17 protein-coding genes are annotated in these 17,787 nt (G+C 65.1%); 12 read left to right on the plus strand and 5 right to left on the minus strand.

Annotation, left to right across the window (positions count from 1 at the left end):
• Window positions 1-262: NAD(P)-binding protein (locus AC5RWT_RS25595; RefSeq protein WP_494082647.1), on the minus strand; the 262-nt coding region annotated here is incomplete at its 3' end.
• Between the two features lie 436 nt (window positions 263-698).
• Here AC5RWT_RS25595 and AC5RWT_RS25600 point away from each other — a divergent pair.
• The 6 genes from AC5RWT_RS25600 (at window position 699) to AC5RWT_RS25625 (ending at window position 5,707) form a co-directional block, all read left to right on the plus strand.
• A complete protein-coding gene (locus AC5RWT_RS25600; RefSeq protein WP_493967236.1) occupies window positions 699-1,898 on the plus strand; it encodes an LLM class flavin-dependent oxidoreductase in 1,200 nt (399 codons plus the stop codon).
• Between the two features lie 35 nt (window positions 1,899-1,933).
• A complete protein-coding gene (locus tag AC5RWT_RS25605) occupies window positions 1,934-2,452 on the plus strand; it encodes a cupin domain-containing protein (protein ID WP_493967235.1) in 519 nt (172 codons plus the stop codon).
• A 2-nt stretch (window positions 2,453-2,454) separates the two neighbouring features.
• Entirely contained in the window at window positions 2,455-3,408 is a 954-nt protein-coding gene (locus AC5RWT_RS25610; protein WP_494082648.1) for an isocitrate lyase/PEP mutase family protein, read from the plus strand.
• Complete coding sequence (locus tag AC5RWT_RS25615) at window positions 3,408-4,334, plus strand: SDR family NAD(P)-dependent oxidoreductase (RefSeq protein WP_494082649.1); 927 nt, start codon at window positions 3,408-3,410, stop codon at window positions 4,332-4,334. Before AC5RWT_RS25610 ends, AC5RWT_RS25615 begins: the two co-directional genes overlap by 1 nt.
• A gap of 5 nt (window positions 4,335-4,339) precedes the next feature.
• On the plus strand, window positions 4,340-4,894 hold the full coding sequence (locus AC5RWT_RS25620) for a flavin reductase family protein (protein ID WP_493967232.1): 555 nt from the start codon (window positions 4,340-4,342) through the stop codon (window positions 4,892-4,894).
• Window positions 4,895-4,957: 63 nt separating this feature from the next.
• Window positions 4,958-5,707, plus strand: a complete 750-nt coding sequence (locus AC5RWT_RS25625; RefSeq protein ID WP_493967231.1) for a glucose 1-dehydrogenase — start codon at window positions 4,958-4,960, stop codon at window positions 5,705-5,707.
• 90 nt (window positions 5,708-5,797) lie between these two features.
• On the opposite strand, the gene AC5RWT_RS25630 is transcribed toward AC5RWT_RS25625, so the two are convergent.
• The 3 genes from AC5RWT_RS25630 to AC5RWT_RS25640 form a co-directional block, all read right to left on the minus strand.
• On the minus strand, window positions 5,798-6,985 hold the full coding sequence (locus tag AC5RWT_RS25630; RefSeq protein ID WP_493967230.1) for an acetyl-CoA C-acetyltransferase: 1,188 nt from the start codon (window positions 6,983-6,985) through the stop codon (window positions 5,798-5,800).
• A gap of 66 nt (window positions 6,986-7,051) precedes the next feature.
• Window positions 7,052-9,148 carry a 3-hydroxyacyl-CoA dehydrogenase NAD-binding domain-containing protein gene (locus tag AC5RWT_RS25635; RefSeq protein ID WP_494082650.1) on the minus strand — a complete coding sequence of 699 codons (2,097 nt, stop codon included), beginning with the start codon at window positions 9,146-9,148 and terminating at the stop codon, window positions 7,052-7,054.
• 84 nt (window positions 9,149-9,232) lie between these two features.
• A complete protein-coding gene (locus AC5RWT_RS25640) occupies window positions 9,233-9,961 on the minus strand; it encodes a TetR/AcrR family transcriptional regulator (RefSeq protein WP_493967228.1) in 729 nt (242 codons plus the stop codon).
• 295 nt (window positions 9,962-10,256) lie between these two features.
• On the opposite strand from AC5RWT_RS25640, the gene AC5RWT_RS25645 reads away from it, so the two are divergent.
• A complete protein-coding gene (locus tag AC5RWT_RS25645; RefSeq protein WP_493967227.1) occupies window positions 10,257-11,075 on the plus strand; it encodes a class I SAM-dependent methyltransferase in 819 nt (272 codons plus the stop codon).
• A 98-nt stretch (window positions 11,076-11,173) separates the two neighbouring features.
• On the plus strand, window positions 11,174-11,359 hold the full coding sequence (locus AC5RWT_RS25650) for a PspC domain-containing protein (protein WP_493967226.1): 186 nt from the start codon (window positions 11,174-11,176) through the stop codon (window positions 11,357-11,359).
• Window positions 11,360-11,482: 123 nt separating this feature from the next.
• Here AC5RWT_RS25650 and AC5RWT_RS25655 read toward each other — a convergent pair whose 3' ends face one another.
• Window positions 11,483-13,231, minus strand: coding sequence for an L-aspartate oxidase (locus tag AC5RWT_RS25655; RefSeq protein WP_493967225.1), 1,749 nt, complete (start codon window positions 13,229-13,231; stop codon window positions 11,483-11,485).
• A gap of 74 nt (window positions 13,232-13,305) precedes the next feature.
• Between AC5RWT_RS25655 and AC5RWT_RS25660 the strand changes: the two genes are divergently transcribed.
• The 4 genes from AC5RWT_RS25660 to AC5RWT_RS25675 form a co-directional block, all read left to right on the plus strand.
• Complete coding sequence (locus tag AC5RWT_RS25660; RefSeq protein ID WP_493967295.1) at window positions 13,306-14,283, plus strand: LysR family transcriptional regulator; 978 nt, start codon at window positions 13,306-13,308, stop codon at window positions 14,281-14,283.
• 210 nt (window positions 14,284-14,493) lie between these two features.
• A complete protein-coding gene (locus AC5RWT_RS25665) occupies window positions 14,494-15,852 on the plus strand; it encodes a protein kinase domain-containing protein (protein WP_494082651.1) in 1,359 nt (452 codons plus the stop codon).
• Window positions 15,853-16,137: 285 nt separating this feature from the next.
• Entirely contained in the window at window positions 16,138-17,124 is a 987-nt protein-coding gene (locus AC5RWT_RS25670; RefSeq protein WP_494082652.1) for an ABC transporter ATP-binding protein, read from the plus strand.
• Window positions 17,125-17,126: 2 nt separating this feature from the next.
• Window positions 17,127-17,787 (plus strand): ABC transporter permease (locus tag AC5RWT_RS25675; protein ID WP_494082653.1); only part of this gene is annotated, 661 nt, incomplete at its 3' end.

Genomic DNA, 17,787 nt, shown 5'->3' on the forward strand with positions numbered 1-17,787 from the left:
GCTCGCTCCAGTCCCACCCCGCGTAAAGGTCCTGATCGAACATGAACGAATAGCTGTGGCTCTCCACATCCACCCGCGCGCCCGGATACCCGTTGTGGTACCACACCCCGCCAACACCGGCAGCCCCTTCAAAGCCGTGCACATCATGGCCCAGCTCAGCAAACCGGTGCAGGGCATAAATGCCCCCCATCCCCGCACCGACCACAACGACCGAATACTCCTCCACCTCACCGGCGTGGTGCTGAGTTTGATTGTTAGACACGGTCTCGCTCCTAGGACATGTACTGATCACTGGCGCCACCACTCGCAATGAAAATCCATTCGCTGGCGGCCCACGACTCAGCCGAAGGGTGGTAAAACTATCGCTATTAGAGCACAATAATCACATTGCGCTAGTTAGACAATGCACCTCTGAAATATTCGGATGCCTGGCGGGAGAGCACGGGTGGTACTCCTGTCTTGGTTGGCGGCGTGGGAGACATATCGGCGCTGGGGTCTGCCCCGACTCCCGTAGGGGTTTCAGAGTTTGCGCGGATGGCGCACTTTCCCGCTTGGTTGGCGTCCATTACCGTACCGGCGAGAGTGAGCTGGTTCATAGCATTAGGCACAACCGCTGCCAACCAGGTGCTTGCGGACGGACATCACAAGAGAGTCGAAGCGCTCCAGGCGCTCCCCGACGCATCGAATGGAGTACACCAATGACTGACATGGCTACGACGACGAACGAAGTATCACGCGACTTTGTCGCGGATTACACCGTTGAGCGTGACGAGAGCCCGATGATTGGGGGCGACAATGCATTCAAAGTCGCGATCTTCGGAGCGAACGTTTCCACGGGGCAGGGTGGCCTGAACTTCGCGGAGAACTCGATCAAGCTTGGTAACTGGGGAGAGGTGCAGGCTCTCGCGCAGAAAGCAGACCGATATGGTGTCGACGGATTCATTCCCATCGCGCGCTGGCAGGGGCTTGCAGGCGCCGATCGTCCGTGGGGCCGTCAGTTCGAGACGTTCACTTGGGCTGCGGGACTGGCCGCGGTTACGAAGAACATCCAGATCTTCGCGACATGCAACGTGCAGTTCATGAATCCGGTGCTGGGCGCGAAGATGATGACCACGATCGACCACATCAGCGGCGGTCGCATGGGGATCAACGTCACCGCGGGTTACTTCAAGCCCGAGTACGACATCTTCGGCGTGGAGCTGCCCGAGCACGACGTCCGCTATGAGCTCGCTGACGAGTGGATTGAAATTTGCGAGCGCCTCTGGTCGGACCAGGAGGAGTCGTTCGACTTCGACGGCAAGTTCTTCAATCTGAAGGGCGCACAGGCGTACCCGAAGCCGGTGCAGTCACCCCAGCCGATGGTGATGAGCGCCGGTTCGAGCCCCGCGGGGCAGGAGTTCGCCTTCAAACACGCGAATATCCTCTTCGCTGCGGTCGCCACCGTCGAACAAAGCGCCGAGCTCACGCCGAAACTGCGGCAAAAGGCCGACGCGGCCGGCCGTGAGGACCTCGGCTTGTGGGCGGGAGCTCACATCATCGTCAGGGACACCGAGAAGGAAGCGCGCGAGTACGCCGAATACGTGACGGAGAACACCGACTGGGAGAGTGCGGTGCGCTACCTCGACGTGATCCGCAGCGGCGGGGCGCAGAGCTTCAAATCGTGGGACGACTACAAGCAGAACGAGGATTACAAACAGGACCCGACCGTCAGGTCGTTCGGCCGCGCGGCCCTCATGCCCATCACGGGTACGCCCGAGATGGTCGTCGAGGAGCTGCAGAAGCTGCAGAAATCCGGCATCACCGGCATCTGCACAGGCCTGGTGGACTACGACGAAGGCCTGGACCGGATGCACGAGCAGATCTTCCCGCTGATGCGCGAAGCAGGACTGCGCGCCTGATACCCGCCACGACCGTTCACGAAGGAGAGACCCAAATGACATTTCCTGATCCAAAGAAGTTCCGTCTCGTCGTTGCGGGCACGACCGAGTCGGGCGAAGTCGACTTCATTGAGCCCGGCCCTGCCGCCGAGTTCGACTTCCCCGGCGTGTCCGCAGGCGCGTTCTACTGGGCCGTCGAAGGCGGCCACAGCAAGGAAAACTTCGGCGCCCCGCCCAGCAAGGTAGCGCTGGCCGGACCCGACGGATCCACCTTCGGCATCAGCAGCTTCCCCGCGCACTCCTCCGGCGAGGTCGACGCCTCGACCCTCGACGAGAGCATGACCGCCACGGAGGACGACGGAGACGCCGGCATGCACGCGAGCGACACGATTGACTACGAGGTCGTGATCTCGGGCAAGGTTGACCTGGTCCTCCCGGGAGGCAAGAAGCGCACGCTCGGCCCCGGCGACCTCCTGGTCATGGCAGGCGTACCCCACGCCTGGAAGAACCCGTACGACGAGGACTGCGTATACGTCGTCGTGACCGTCGGATTCAACTCGAAACAGGAGCTGTGAGCATGGCCGTGACATCGCCGGGCAAGGCTCTTCGCGCGGTCTTCGAGAGCGAAGAGACGGCACTTATGCCGTTCGGGGCCCTGCCGATCCACGCGCAAATGGCGCAGCACGCCGGCTTCGGCGCGTTCCAGCTCTCGGGCGGCATGTCGGCCTGGTGGCAGGGCGTCTCCGACACGGGCTGGCTCACGCTGACCGAGGTCGTCGAACACGCGAAACGCACGGCCCGCGCCGTCGACGTCCCCATCTACTGCGACGCCGACACGGGATTCGGCGCGCCCATCAACATGCAGCGCACGGTCATGGAGTTCATCGATGCGGGCGTCGGCGGCATCCATATCGAGGATCAGCGTGAGCCTAAAAAGTCAGGGGGCGTCGCGGGGATCGAACTGGTCTCGGACGCCGAGGCAGTGGGTCGCCTTAATGCCGCGGTCGACGCACGTGACAAGTACGGCGCGGACTTCGTGATCGTCGCACGCACCGACGGATACGGTGCAGCCGGCGGCGGGGTCGATGAGGCGATTCGCCGTGCACAGCTTTACAAGGCCGAGACGGGCGCCGACGTCATTTTCTTCGAGGGCTTCCACACGTGGGAGCAGGCAGAGCTCGCGCTGAAGGAGACCCCGGGGCCGGCCTACGCCATCGGAGTTCCGATGATCGGGCGTAAGAGTGTCGCCGAGATGACGGCCATCGGCCAGGCCATCCAGCCCGTGCCGTTCGTGCTGCCCGGGATCAACGAGGTGTGGCGATTGCTCATGCAAGTGAAGGAGTCGGGCGAGGCGACGCCGCTCGCGGAGTATATCGACCGCATGAACGAGGACACCGACGGCATCGGCTGGGGCGCGATGTTCGGTCGACCCCTGACCGACTACGTGCGTGAGACGGAAGAAAAGTTCCTTCCGCAGGACTCCCAGCGCGACTACGAAAACAACCTCCACGCTAACGATCGGAGCTACTGATGACTGCACAGCTTGATTTCAACGGACGGGTGGCTATCGTCACTGGTGCCGGGCAGGGGATGGGGCGCGAGCATGCCAAAATGCTTGCCTCCCGCGGAGCCCGCGTCGTCGTCAACGACGTCAACGCCACCAATGCTGCCGAGGCGGTGGCCGAGATCACCGAGGCCGGCGGCACCGCAGTGGTTGACACCCACAACGTCGTCACCGGATCGTCCGACATCGTCCAGACGGCGCTCGATGCGTTCGGGCAGCTGGACATCGTCGTCAACAACGCGGGCATCAACGCCTTCGGTCGATTCTGGGAGATGGACTCAGAAACGTGGTGGCGCATTTTCGATGTTGCCGTGAAGGGCGTCGTCGGGGTCTCGCGCGCCGCGATGCCGCACCTCATCGCCTCGGGGAGCGGTCGCCTGATCAACATCTCGTCGAACGGGGTCATGGGTGTACCGACTGACACGGCCTACAACGCTGCGAAGGCCGCGATCTGGGGGCTGAGCATCAGCCTTGCGATCGAGGCTCGGGAGGTCGGGGTGCAGGTGAGCACACTGATGCCGGTGGCGTTGACGCCGATGACCGAGGACGCGTTCCCGAACCCGGTCATCCAGGACGCCATGCGCACGACGGTTCCGCCGAGCTCTGTATCTGCCTTCGTGACGTGGCTGGCTCACCAGGACACCACAGTGTTCGGCGAGACGTTCGAGATCGCCGGGGTAGCAGCCGGCCGCGTGGCAATCGCCGGAATGCCGCGAATGAAGGTCGAGGCGCCCACGCCCGAGGCTTGGGCCGACAGCGGGGATGCGCTCATGAAGGACGGCGAACTGCGTCAGTTCCGCAACGCGAGCGCGTCATTCCGGGACCAGATGGTGTACCTGGCGCCCGAGCTCGACACGGTGCTCCCCGCCGACGCGGCGGACGTGTCGAGGTGATCGCGATGTCTGTGAGGGAGAGGGAAGCCCAGGTCAGGATCCAGGACAATCTGCGCGGTTTCGACGCCGATCCGATGATCGTGCGTCAGACGTTCGCGCAGTTCCCTTCGGGTGTTGCCGCGCTGGCCGCCGACGTCGACGGCGCGAAGCACGCGCTCGTCGCATCTTCCTTCATGGTCGGTGTGTCCCTTGAACCCTGCCTCGTCGCCGTCGCGGTGCAGAAGACGTCCGAGACGTGGGAGCACATTGCGAAGGCGGGCCGCCTCGGCGTCTCGATCTTCGGGAAGGGGCAGGGCGGGCTTACACGACAGCTCGCCGGCAAGGACCGCGCCGCGCGGTTCGAGCAGGTCGCCATCGAGGTCAGCGACGACGGCGCGGTCTTCATCGACGGGGCGGCGTTGTGGCTCGACTGCTCGATCTCCGCGGTCACGGAGGCTGGCGATCACTGGATGGTACTGCTCGAAGCGCATCGGCTTGGTGCCGGTGAGAACGAACCGCTCGTCTGGCATGGATCGACGTTCCGCGAGCTCGCGGATCCTCCGGCAGCCCACGCAGCCTGACGGAATCGACGACAACAACTTAGCGCCGCATCTCCGGCGCACAACTGGAAGAAAGAGGTCCTCATGGGACGTTTGGACAATAAGGTCGCCATAATTACCGGCGCAGCAGTGGGCATGGGAGCCGAACACGCACGCCTGTTCGTCGAGGAGGGCGCGAAGGTCGTCATCACCGACCTCAACGAGACGGACGGGGCAGTGCTCGCGAAGGAGCTCGGCAAGAACGCCCTCTTCGTGAAGCATGACGTCTCCGACCCCGACTCGTGGACCGATGTCATGGCGGCGGCTGTCGAGAAGTTCGGTCCGGTCACGGTACTCGTCAACAACGCCGGGGTCCCAGGTCCCAATGCCTTCACCGCGGACCTCGACCTCGAGACCTTCAACAAGGTCGTCGCGGTGGACCAGACAGGGGTGTTCCTGGGCATGCGCGCCGTGCTACCCGGCATGATCGAGGCAGGTGGTGGCTCGATCGTCAACATCTCATCGGCCGCGGCAATGGCCCACCTCTCGGGCACGCCCAACGTGGCGTACACCGGCGCCAAGGCTGCAGTGAGGGGCATGACCAAGGCAACCGCGATCGAGTACGGTCCGCAGAATGTGCGCGTAAACTCGGTGCACCCGGGCGCGATCCTCACCCCCATGGCCAAGAACCTGAACGATGCCGAGACACTCGAGGCCATCGCTCAGACCCTTCCGAACCGCCGTTTCGCCGATCCGCGGGAGGTCTCCTACACAGTGCTGTTCCTCGCATCCGACGAGGCCTCCTACATGACCGGCAGTGAGCTGGTCGTCGACGGCGGACGCCTGGCCGAGTAACAACGCTCCCGCCGCGTTCTGACGAACCGCCCCGCCTTTTCACTCAAGAAAGGGTGGGGCGGTCCGGTGTCCGGCAGAAGCACGGGCGGTTTACCGAGACAGCAGTAGCGCCTCGCCTTGACCGCCTCCACCGCACAGGGCTACCGCTGCCTTGCCTGTACCTCGACGTTGGAGCTCGTAGGCGGCGGTGACAACAACCCGCGCTCCCGAGGCGCCAATTGGATGGCCGAGGGCGATCGCTCCGCCATTGACATTGACTATGTCCATCCCGACACCGAGCTGCCGTGCCGAGTACAGAGCTACCGAGGCAAACGCTTCGTTGATCTCGATGAAGTCCAGATCTTCCACTGCCCAGTCGGCAGTCTCAAGTGCCTTGGTAATGGCCCGAGCGGGTTTGTCCGGCAGCGACGTGTCCGGGCCTGCCGTCTGTCCCGGAGCGCCAACCACCGCCAGGATCTCAAGGTTATGGGCCTCAGCGTAAGCGCGAGTGGTCAGCACCGTGGCGGCCGCGCCGTCGTTGAGCGGCGAGGCGTTCCCGGCGGTTATCGATCCGTCCGGGGAGAAGGCAGGCCTGAGCTTGGCGAGTGACTCCTCACTGCTCTCCGGTCGCACGCCCTCGTCTGTCTCCACCAACACGGCCTCTCCCCGACGTTGCGGAACTTTGATCGGGACAATCTCGGCGTCGAAGACGCCAGCGCCTTGGGCAACGGCTGCACGATGATGGGAGCCGGCGGCGACCTTGTCTTGTTCGCTCCGCGAGAGGCCGAGGGTCTCGTTTGCGCGGTCCGTGGCCAGGCCCATGGCCTCCTGGCCAAAGGCGTCGGTGAGCCCGTCATGGGCGGCGGAATCCACCAGCGCAGCGTTCCCATACAAGTGGCCGGCGCGAGAACCAGGCAGCAGATGCGGTGCGTTGCTCATTGATTCCTGTCCACCGGCGACGACCACAGCGGCTTCTCCCAACCGCAGCATCCGGCTCGCCTCAATGATGGCGCTGAGTCCCGAGAGGCACACCTTATTAACCGTTGCGGCGTGGGCCGTGAGCGGGATTCCCGCGGCGACGGCTGCCTGTCGCGCAGGGTTTTGTCCCGCACCGGCCTGAAGGACCTGTCCCATGATGACGGCATCGACGGCGGTAGTACGGAGACGGGCCCGGTCAAGGGCAGCGGCGATCGCCGCTCCACCGAGTTCGACGGCGGTCAACGGCGCGAGTTGTCCCATCAGCCTGCCTTGCGGCGTTCGGGCTGCTCCGACGAGGACAACATCTTCAGCGCGGTTCATATTTTCTCCTAGAGAGTAAGGGGCGCCGGCGGAATGGGTTCAACAGCCGCCAGCCGCGGGCTGCGATTATGAGGCAGCGGGGACAGGAACCCGCAACCCCCGATGGAATTTCGTGCCTGCTTCGCGGTCCAAGAGCGGGGTCAGGCCGCCGGTGTGGAAGGGATAGTTGGCGCCCAGGATCATGCACAGGTCTATCTGTTCCGGTCCCGCAACGATTGACTCGTTCAGCATCTCCTGAACTTCCTCAGCGAGTGCAGCCAGAATTCTGCCCCGGACTATGGCGGGATCGACGGGATGTGAGGCCGGCAGCAGGGCGGCCGCAGCGGGGGAAAGGCATCCCTCGTTGTCCAGATAGCCAGGCAGCCCCGCTGAGACGAGCGCAGCCAAACTCCGGCTCACGCCGAAGCGCTGAGGATAAGCCCGGTGCATGGTCTCGCAGATATGCAATTGCACTGCCGGGCCGATGAACTGCAGGAGTGCCAGCGGAGTCATGGGCAGGCCCAGTGGATCCAAGGCATGATCGACTCCAGCCGGATCAGCGCCTTCGTCAAGCAGGGAAAGGGCCTCGTCAAAGAGCCGCGTCAGGACGCGGTTCACCACAAATCCCGCCCTGTCTTTGGTCAGTACGGGTGTCTTACCGAGCCGCTTAGCGAGCTCAAATGCTGTTGCAAGAGTAGTGTCATCCGTCTTCGGTGCGGAAACGATTTCCACCAAGGGCAGCACGGCCACCGGGTTGAAGAAGTGGAAGCCGATCAGCCGCTCTGGCTTGGTCAGGGACCTGCCCATCGCCTCAATCGATAGCGAGGAGGTGTTGGTCAGCAGCAGAGTCTCCGGCCGCAGGAGCGGTTCCAGCTCGGCGAACACAGCGCGCTTTACTTCCAGTTCTTCGAAGACCGCCTCAATGACCACGTCGCAATCCGCGAAGGCGGCCTTGTCGGTGCCTCCGCTGATGAGGACGCCTATGGCTTGGGCATCCGCGTCTTGCATGTACCCGCGCGCCACCTGCTTCTCCAGCTGCGCGAGTATCCAGGTCATCGCCGCGTTGATGCGCTCCTGCGACAGGTCCGTGATTCGCACGGGGACACGCAGCCGTTGTGCAAAGACGAGGGCGAGTTGGCTGGCCATCAGTCCGGCGCCGACCACGCCGACCGAACGCACTGGTCGAGGTTGGACCGAGGGCCTGCCGGCCGGTTTCTTCGCCAGTGACTGGGTGAGATGGAAGGCGTAGATGCTGGCGCGGGCCTGATCTGAGAGCAACAGTTCGCCGAACACCTCGATCTCCGCCTGCTGCCCGAAACCGCCCGTGGATTCAGCCGTAGCGGCGATCAGTTCCAACGCTTGGTAGGGGGCGGGGGCAGCGCCGTGCAACCGCTCGTCCAGTTTGGTCCGGATGGTCTCCAATGATGTCTGCCCCTCCGCACCCATGAACTCGGGCTCCGGAGCCAGGCCGGCTCGCGTGGGCCCCGTGGTGGCGCCCGAGAGAATGCCCGCCGCGAAATCCAATGAGGCAGCCAGGAAGCCGGTCTCGGGAAGTACGGCATCGATCAAGCCGAGATCAGTTGCGGCATGGGCGGAGAGATTCCTGCCTGCCAATGAGTCGGTGACCACTAGTTTGGCCGTCTCGGCGGGACCGAGCAGCGCGGTTGTGCGGGGGATTCCACCCCAGCCGGGGACGAGGCCGAGTCGGACTTCTGGAAACCCCAAAGCGCGCACCGAGTCGGCGGCAGTGCGGTAGTTCGCGTGAAGTGCCAGTTCCAGTCCGCCGCCCAGCGCAATCCCGTTGACGAAGGCAAAGGTCGGCACCGGAAGGGCAGCCAAGAGGGCAAACGTTTCCAGGCCTTGCCGGGCCACTTCTTCGGCCTGTTCCCGCGTGGTGGCCTCGACCATTTTCTTCAGGTCAGCTCCGGCACAAAACACCGATCCCGTACCGGTCAGGGCCACTGCGTCGGCACGGGACAAATCCAAGGCCTGAATTGCGGCTTCTAATTCGGCCAATGATGCCGGACTCAGCGTCGCGGGGCGGCCGCCAGAAGTCGCGAGGGCCAGAATGGCAAAGCGGAAGCCGGCATGGTCGACATAAGCAGTATCAATCCGGGTAGTTATCTCGGCGTTCACCGCAGGATGTGCTGATTGGCCTTCAGTAACGGCCGGCTTTTGGCCCATGGTGCTCCCTCACAGGTCGACTGCTGACCAGTCTGATGTGAAACGGAGTCTCACGTCAAGTAAGACTCCGTTCCATGCCCCTCGCTACTCTTGCTGAAGCCGCCGCTGAATCTCTCGGGCGATCTCGGCCCCCGGCGTCGAGCGGGGAAAGACCGCAACGACTACGTCATCGGCCCGGCCCGAGGAATCGGTTAAGACGCCGTGCATCCGCCGCACCTTGTTCAGTTCCGCCCACAGTTCAGTAGCAGCGGGAGGGCCGTCGTCGCCCTTCATTAAGGCGCGCAGGAAGTAATTGTTGGTGCTGACAACGGCTGACGCAAAACGGATCCCGTCCAATGGTGCCAGTCCCGGCAGCGTCCGGTTCAGGTACACGTTGAACAAGCGCTCGTACCGGAAGACGGTGACCAACTCCTTATTCCGCAGCGCGGGGATGGAATTGACCACGGCATAGCGCTGCCTGGCAAGCTCACCCTGTTGTGCGTAATGCTCGAACACCAAGGCGGCAGCTTCGCAGACCGCCAACCAGGGGTCCTTGTGCCCACAGGCTAGGAAGGCCTCCGTCTGGTCCACCAATTCGTCATGGTCGGCAAAAACCACGTCCTCCTTGGAACGAAACTGGCGGAAGAATGTGCTGCGTGATATTCCTGCGGCTTGGGCGATTTGTTCCACGCTGGTTGCCTCGAAGCCGTTGGTCGCATAAAGCCGCACCGCCGTTGCTGCGACAAGCGAACGCGGGCCAGCCGGATGGTTGGCACCCCGTTCGCTATCCCGCAAGGGGTTTGCATGTTCTGCCCGCAATGAGTCTTCTGCCACGGTCCCACGGTACTACCGAGCTCAAAGGGTGGCGCGGAGACTCCATATTTGGAGTTGACGCGACTTCCAACCGGTTTAGGAGCCCCGCCACCGGCCAACAGCGCTGGCCCTTTACCCAGGCGCCGCCAGTCACCACTCGCGAAGGCCAAGGTCCTCGGCCAGCCGTGTGCGGCGGCAGCACAGGTTCCGCCCGCGGCCGCCGCGTTTGGATCTTTCACTGGAAATTATCCGGCCCCGGACCCATCCTTGAAGAACCCTAAAACGAGGGGCCTTCAATCGCAGGAGGGCAATGGCCATGAGCAATCAACCGGACGATTCGGGGATCAAAGCAAAGCACCGGGCCATGTGGGCCCTCGGCGATTATCCCGCCGTCGCTACTGAGGTGATCCCGGCGCTGGGCACCGCTCTCGTCGAGGCCAGCGGCATTCGGAAGGGCGACCGTGTTTTGGACATTGCCGCCGGTTCCGGCAACGCGGCCATCCCCGCGGCGCAGGCCGGGGCACAGGTCACCGCGGCGGACCTCACCCCCGAGCTGTTTGAGAAAGGGCGCCGGCTGGCCGAAGAGGCAGGGGTTTCGGTGGACTGGCTGGAGGCCGACGCCGAGAACCTGCCGTTCGGGGACGGTACCTTCGATGCCGCGATCTCCTGCGTGGGGATCATGTTCGCCCCCAACCACCAGGCGAGTGCCGACGAACTCGTCCGCGTGCTGCGGCCCGGCGGCACGATCGCCCTCGCCAACTGGACGCCGGAAGGCTTCATTGGCCAGATGTTTGCGACCATGAGGCCTTACGCACCCCCGCCTCCTCCGGGGGCGCAACCCCCGCCGCGGTGGGGCAACCAGCAGCACGTGCTGGAGCTGCTCGGGGACCGGGCCACCGACGCTGTGGCCCGGCGCGAAAAGCTGACGGTCGACCGGTTCGCCACCGCCGCGGAGTTCCGCGACTTCTTCAAGGCCACGTATGGCCCCACCATCAACACCTACCGCTACATCGGGGACCAACCCGACCGGGTCCAGGCCCTCGATGAGGAACTCGAAGAACTGGCCGGCCGGCACGATCTCGGCGGCGGCAAGATGGAATGGGAGTACCTGTTGTTCACGGCCCGCAAGAAGTGACCGTGCTGGAAACATCCAGGAAGCAGGATCGGTACCTCAGGGCCGTTTCCGCCGCGGGATGCTGTTGGGAAAGCGGTTCCGGTTACTAGACTGTGGCCATGGCTGCTGTATTGGTTCGTCCCCGGAACGGCAAGCTGATCGCTGGTGTCTGCGCGGCCCTGGCCACCCGTTTCGGCCTGCCGAAACTGCTGGTGCGTCTAGCGTTCGTTATTTTCGGACTGGTCGGTATCGGGGAACTGGTATACATCGCGCTGTGGATCATGATCCCGAAGGCCCAGGTGTAGGCTTCGCCGCCGCCCCCGGCATGCCCCGAGGCCGGAGGTTCCTGGTGCCTGCCCTTCAGGTCCGTCCTCGGCACACCCACGCCCGAAAACGCTCCATTGATGACGGCTGACGGCAGCGCAGGGCTACTCGACGAGCTTGCCGGCCATCGAGTCGTCGGCGTCGGCTTCGGCCAGGGACCGGAAGGAGTCCGGGGCAGGGGGCAGGGCCTCGAAGCTGACTCCCTCGGTCGGGGACCACACGAAGTTGCCTTGCAGTGACGGATCCATTTCGGGGAAGTCCGCACGGTTGTGGCAGCCCCGCGTCTCACGCCGCTCGAGGGCGCATTCGAGCGTGGCCCGGGCCGCGAGGAGCGAGCCCAGCAGGTCGTAGGCGTGGGCCAGGTCGTCGAACCCGGCGATGTCCGGGTGCGCGGTTACGTGCCGCGCCCGTTCTTCGAGGGCGGCAAGCCTGGTCAGGCCGTCCTGGAGCCCCTGCCCGGTGCGCACGACGCCGGCGTGCTCCGTCATCAGGTTGCGCACTTCGCGCTGCAGCCGCCGGGCCGACTCGGTCCCGCGCTCACTGAGCAGGGCCTGCATCTCGGCGCGGGCGGACTCGACGGCGGAGGGGTCCCGGCGGACAGTGGTGCGGGAGGCGGCGTACTCTGCGGCGTGCTCGCCGGTAATGCGTCCGTAGACGAGCAGCTCGATCAGCGAGTTCCCGCCCAGGCGGTTCGCCCCGTGCAGGCCCGAGGACGCCTCGCCGATGGCGTACAGCCCGTCCACGCCGGTGCCGTGGTCCTCCGGGGCCACCCAAACCCCGCCCATGGAGTAGTGCGCGGTCGGGGCGATCTCCATCTTCGTGGTCGTGATGTCCACCATCTGCAGATCGATCAAGGTGCGGTAGACCCGCGGCAGCTTCTGCAGGATAACCTTCCGGGGCAGATGGGACACGTCCAGATAGACCCCGCCCTTCTCGGTTCCCCGGCCCGAGGCGATCTCGGTATACCCGGCCAGGGCCACCCGGTCGCGGGTGGAGAGCTCCATGCGCTCGGGATCGTAGCGCTCCATGTAGCGCTCGCCGAGCGCGTTGGTGAGGATGCCGCCTTCGCCGCGTGCTGCCTCCGAGACAAGGGTGCCGGCAGCATCGTCGGGCTCCAGCAGTCCGGAGGGGTGGAACTGGACCAGCTCGGCGTCCCGGATCCGGGCTCCGGCCAGGGCCGCCAGGCGGAAGGAGTCGCCGGTGTTCTCGTCCCGCCGAGAGGAGGTGTGGCGCCAGATGCGGGTGTGCCCGCCGGCGGCCAGGATCACCGCGTCGGCGTGGATCTGCACGGGCGTGCCGTCCACGACGTCGAACCCGTACGCGCCGAAGATGGTACCGTCCGCCACCAGCAGGCGGGTGATGTAGATGCTGTCGATGATCTGCACGTTCAGTTCGGCCGCGCGGCGCATCAGGGTGCGCTGGATCTCCAAGCCGGTGTAGTCGCCGGCGTAGGCCGTACGGCGGTACTTATGGGCGCCGAAGAAGCGCTGGGAAATCCGCCCGTCTTCCTCCCGGGCGAAAGGCATTCCCCACCTCTCCAGGTCCTCGATGCCGCCGGCCGCATTGCGCGCCACGGTCTCCACAATGGCCGGATCGGCCAGGAAATAGGACTCGCGCAAGGTGTCGGCGGCGTGCTGCTGCCAGCTGTCCTCGGGATCCATGGTGGCCAGCGCCGCGTTGATGCCGCCGGCCGCCAGCGTGGTGTGGGCGTCGTGCTTGCGCCGCTTGCCCACCGCCAGCACCTGGACCCCGCGCTGTGCCAGTTCGATCGAGGCGCGCAAGCCGGCACCACCGGTACCGATGACGAGGACAGAGGTGGACAACAGTCGCTCGGCGGCGTGCTTTGTGCTCATATATCCCATGCTAGGAAGGCGGGTATCATGAGTCCAATGCATTGCTCAACTGACCCTGATGCAAAAAGGCTATGATGAAACTCGAGCAGTTGTCCTCCTTCGAGGCCGTGGCCCGGAACGGCCACTTCACCCGTGCCGCCGAGGAACTCTTCCTCGCTCAACCGTCCCTGAGCCGGCAGATCGCCGCGCTGGAGGCCGACGTGGGCACCAAACTGTTCCGCCGCGGACCGGCCGGGGTGACACTGACCGACGCAGGCGAGGTGCTGTTGCCCATCGCGCGGCGGATGCTGGGCGACGCGCGGTTCGCCCGCGAGCAGATGGACGAACTGGCCGGGCTTCGGCGCGGCCACGTCCGGCTCGGCGCCCCGCCTACCCTGTGCGTCTCACTGGTTGCCGACGTGCTGGCGGCCTTCCGGGCCGCGCATCCGGGAGTGGACCTGCACATCACGGAGGGCGGCTCGCGCTCCCTGGTGGACGCTCTGAACGAGAACGCCTTGGACCTTGCCCTGATGGTCACCCGCGGGGCCGAACCATCCGTAGCCGGCACCGAGCTGATCCCCCTGCTTTCCGAGGAACTGGTGGTGATCTCAGCCGCGGGCTCCCCGATGCCAGGACACGGGCAGGAGCAACGGGGCGGACGCCCGAACCGGGCCGAGCTCACCCTGGCGGAGCTGGCGGAGATCCCTCAAGTCGCGTTCAACCGCAGCTATGACCTGCGCGTGGCCACCGACGCGGCCTTCTCCGCTGCGGGACTTACCCCGACGATCGCCGTCGAGGGCGCCGAGATGGACGCAGTGCTCCGGTTCGTGGAACGGGGGCTGGGGGTGGCCGTGGTTCCGGCCATGGTGGTCATCGACCGCCCCACGCTGGACAGCACCCGCCTGGTGAGCCCCCACCTGACCCGGACTGTCAACTTGGCCCGGCGTACCGACGTCCCGCCCTCGGCCGCGGCAGCGGCCATGCAACAGTTCGTCTTCGAAACCGTGGACCGGCTCGCCGCCCCAGGCACCGACCTCTCGCGACTCGTGACCGTGACGCCGCGTCGCGGATGAGCTCCCATCAGGCAGCAAAGCGGACTCGCTCAACTGACCTCCTTCTGCTGCCCGGTGGAGCGGGCAAAGCTCCGTAAGCCGGTCGTACACGGGCAGAAAGCCCAACCGCTACCACGACGGGCCGCCGCTGCACCGTAAGATGCTAAGGGTGCTGTTAAACAGGCAGCCGGGAAGCAGGAGACGTTGGCGCCTCATTTAAATCGATCCGGAATGCTGCTCGACGGGCGCTACCTGCTCAAGGAGTTGGCAGGTACCGGAGCGAACGCCAAGGTTTACCGGGCCCGAGATGAGGTTTTGGGGCGGGAGGTAGCCGTCAAGGTTATTCAACGGCCCACGATGGACGAGGAAGAATTCCACCGCGACAACGCGGAGATCAAGCTTTTGGCCCGGCTAAACCACCCGAATCTGGTGACCCTGCTGGACGCAGGCATCGACAAGATCGAAGCCGGACATCCGCAAATTTATCTGGTGATGGAACTGATTGAAGGCGCCGACCTGAGGGTGCGGCTGGCCGAAGGTGCCCTCCCGCCCCGCCACGTTGCCCAAATCGGCCGTGAATTGGCCGAGGGACTGGCCTACATCCACAACGCCTCGGTGGTCCACCGCGACGTAAAACCGGGCAACATCATGCTCTTTAATTACGACGACGACGGCTCGCGCCTGCGCGCCAAGCTCGCCGATTTCGGAGTCGCCATGGTGGTTTCCGATGATGCCCATGTTCCGGGGGTCTACGGGACCGCTGCCTACCTCAGCCCGGAGCAAGCGAAGGGCGAACCGATAGGCCCGGCCAGCGACATTTATTCGCTGGGCCTGGTTCTGCTGGAATGCCTTACCGGCCAGGCTGCCTTTCCCGGCCCGCCGCTGGAGTCGGCTGTTGCCCGCTTGCTGCGTGATCCGGACGTCCCCGCAGGATTCGGGCCGGAGTGGGCGGGGTTGCTGACCGCCATGATGGCGCGTGAACCAGAGGAACGGCCCACAGGGCGGGAGGTGGCACTGGCATTGGCTGATGTGGGGCTCGCACTCCGGGGTCGGCGTAGGGTGGACGCATCCATAATCCCTGTAGACGAAGCTCAACGTATGGAAGCGGTTCGACGCTACGAGATTCTGAACACCCCGCCGGACGGAGCGTACGACCGCATCACCGCACTGGCCTCCCGCCTTCTCGCCGCCCCGATTGCCATTGTCAGCGTGGTGGACCACGATCGCATCTGGTTCAAGTCACACCACGGCCTGGACGTCGAGCAGATCGACCGGGAACCCGGACTCTGCGCCTCGGCCATCCTGCAGCACGGACCCTGGGTTATCAATAATGCGCCCGCGGATCCCCGGGCGTTTGCCAACCCGCTGGTGGCCAGCGACTTTGGGTTGCAGTTTTATGCCGGCGTCCCGCTGAGAACCCGGGACGGATTCAACCTGGGCACCCTTTGCGTCCTGGACTTCGAACCGCGTGACTTCAGCGACGAAGACACTCAGACGTTGGAGGACTTGGCCGCCTTGGTGATGGATGACTTGGAGCTGCGTTTGGAAAGCCGCCGGCACCAGTCACCCCCTGCCGCAGTGGCGATCTGAGCAAATTTTCGCGAGGCCGCGGGCCAATAAGGGCCCGGCAGCAGGGTGGGCTTAGTGCCGGCACCTCTGCCAGTGGGCAGCAGCGCTCCGGGAACCGTCAGGGGCCGCTCAGGGCTTCCCCCAGTAGAGTCCGCCTTCACGCGGCACGTAGCGTCATCCATTAGGACGATCCAGCCGGGCGTCAAGATCATCCCGCAGCGCGGTGTGCTGCCGCCCGGCAATCCGTAACGTACTGAGTGGCCCCGAAAATCCGGGCGCCACCCCACACCACGAAGGACGGTTCAGATGATCGAGGCACACGGCCTGGTCAAGGTCTACGGCAACAAACCGGCAGTGCAGGGCGTCTCCTTTACGGTTCAGCCCGGCCGGGTTACCGGCTTCCTGGGGCCGAACGGCGCCGGCAAGTCCACCACCATGCGCATGATCATGGGGCTGGACCGTCCCACCTCGGGAGACGTCCTGGTCAATGGCAAGCACTACGCCAAGCACCGGGCGCCGCTGCGCGAAGTCGGCGCCCTGCTCGATGCCAAGGCCGTGCACACCTCCCGCACCGCGTACAACCACCTCCGGGCCATGGCCGCGACCCACAGCATCCCCACCCAGCGGGTGCACGATGTCATCGAGCTGACCGGCCTGGGCGCCGTTGCCAAGAAACGCGTCGGCGGGTTCTCACTCGGCATGGGGCAGCGGCTGGGCATCGCGGCCGCCCTGCTCGGCGATCCGCAGACCATCATCCTGGACGAACCGGTAAACGGGCTGGACCCGGAAGGCGTCCTCTGGGTCCGCAACCTGGTCAGGGCGCTCGCGGCAGAGGGCCGTACCGTGTTCCTCTCCTCGCACCTGATGAGCGAAATGTCGTTGACCGCGGACCACCTGATCGTGATCGGCCGCGGCCGAATCATCGCCGATGCGCCCATTCAGGACATTCTCAACAACCGCGCACAGCGGGTACGGGTGCGCACCGACCGGCCGGACGTCCTCACCCGGGCACTGGCCGGGGCAGGCGTCAGCGTTGAAGCCCGCGAACCTGAACTGCTGGAAGTCAGCGGGGTTGCGGCGCGGACCATTGCCCAGACCGCCCTGGCCCAGCAGGTGCTCGTCTACGAGCTCACCCCGCTGCAGGCGTCCTTGGAGGAGGCCTACATGGACCTGACCAAGGACGACGTCGAATACCACTCCGGCCCGGTGGCCGATGTACATGACCATGCCGGCACTGCAGAGTCCGGACGGCACGCTGCTGTCGCCGCCGGCGCCGGCCAGGAAGGAAACTGACCATGAGCGCTGCAACCCTGACCCCCCAAGCCGGGCACGTCGCCGGCCCCGGCGTAAGCTTCCCCCGGACGCTGCGGAGCGAGTGGATCAAGTTCACCACCCTGCGTTCCACCTGGGTCCTGCTGGCAACCACCATCCTGGTGATGGTCGGCATCGGGCTGCTCGGCGGCTGGGGCATCGCCACCGGGATGGAGCAGATGGAAGCCGCCGGCCAGGACCCGGCCGCGGCGGGCATGGACGTGTCCATCCTGTACCTGATGACCAGCGGCGGCCTTGACTTCGGCCAGCTGATCATCGGCTCGCTGGGTGTGCTGCTGATCGCCTCGGAGTACTCCACTGGCATGATCCGGTCCACCATGACCGCCGTGCCGTCGCGGCTGTCGCCGCTGTTCGCCAAGGCGCTGGTGGTCGCGGTGGTGGCCGCCGTCGTCGGCATTGTTTCCAGCTTCATCACCTACTTCCTGTTGCAGCCGATCTTGGCCAATTACGGCAGGGAATTCGGGCTTGACGTGGACAACCTGGTCCAGTCCATGCTGCTGTCCGGCGTGTACCTGGCCGTGGTGGCCCTGATGGGCCTGGCGCTCGGATCCCTGCTGCGCAACAGCGCCGGCGGGATCGTCACCCTGGTGGTGCTGCTGCTGGTGCTGCCGATCGTCGCCCAGA

The sequence above is a fragment of the Arthrobacter sp. Dra40 genome (assembly GCF_059091905.1).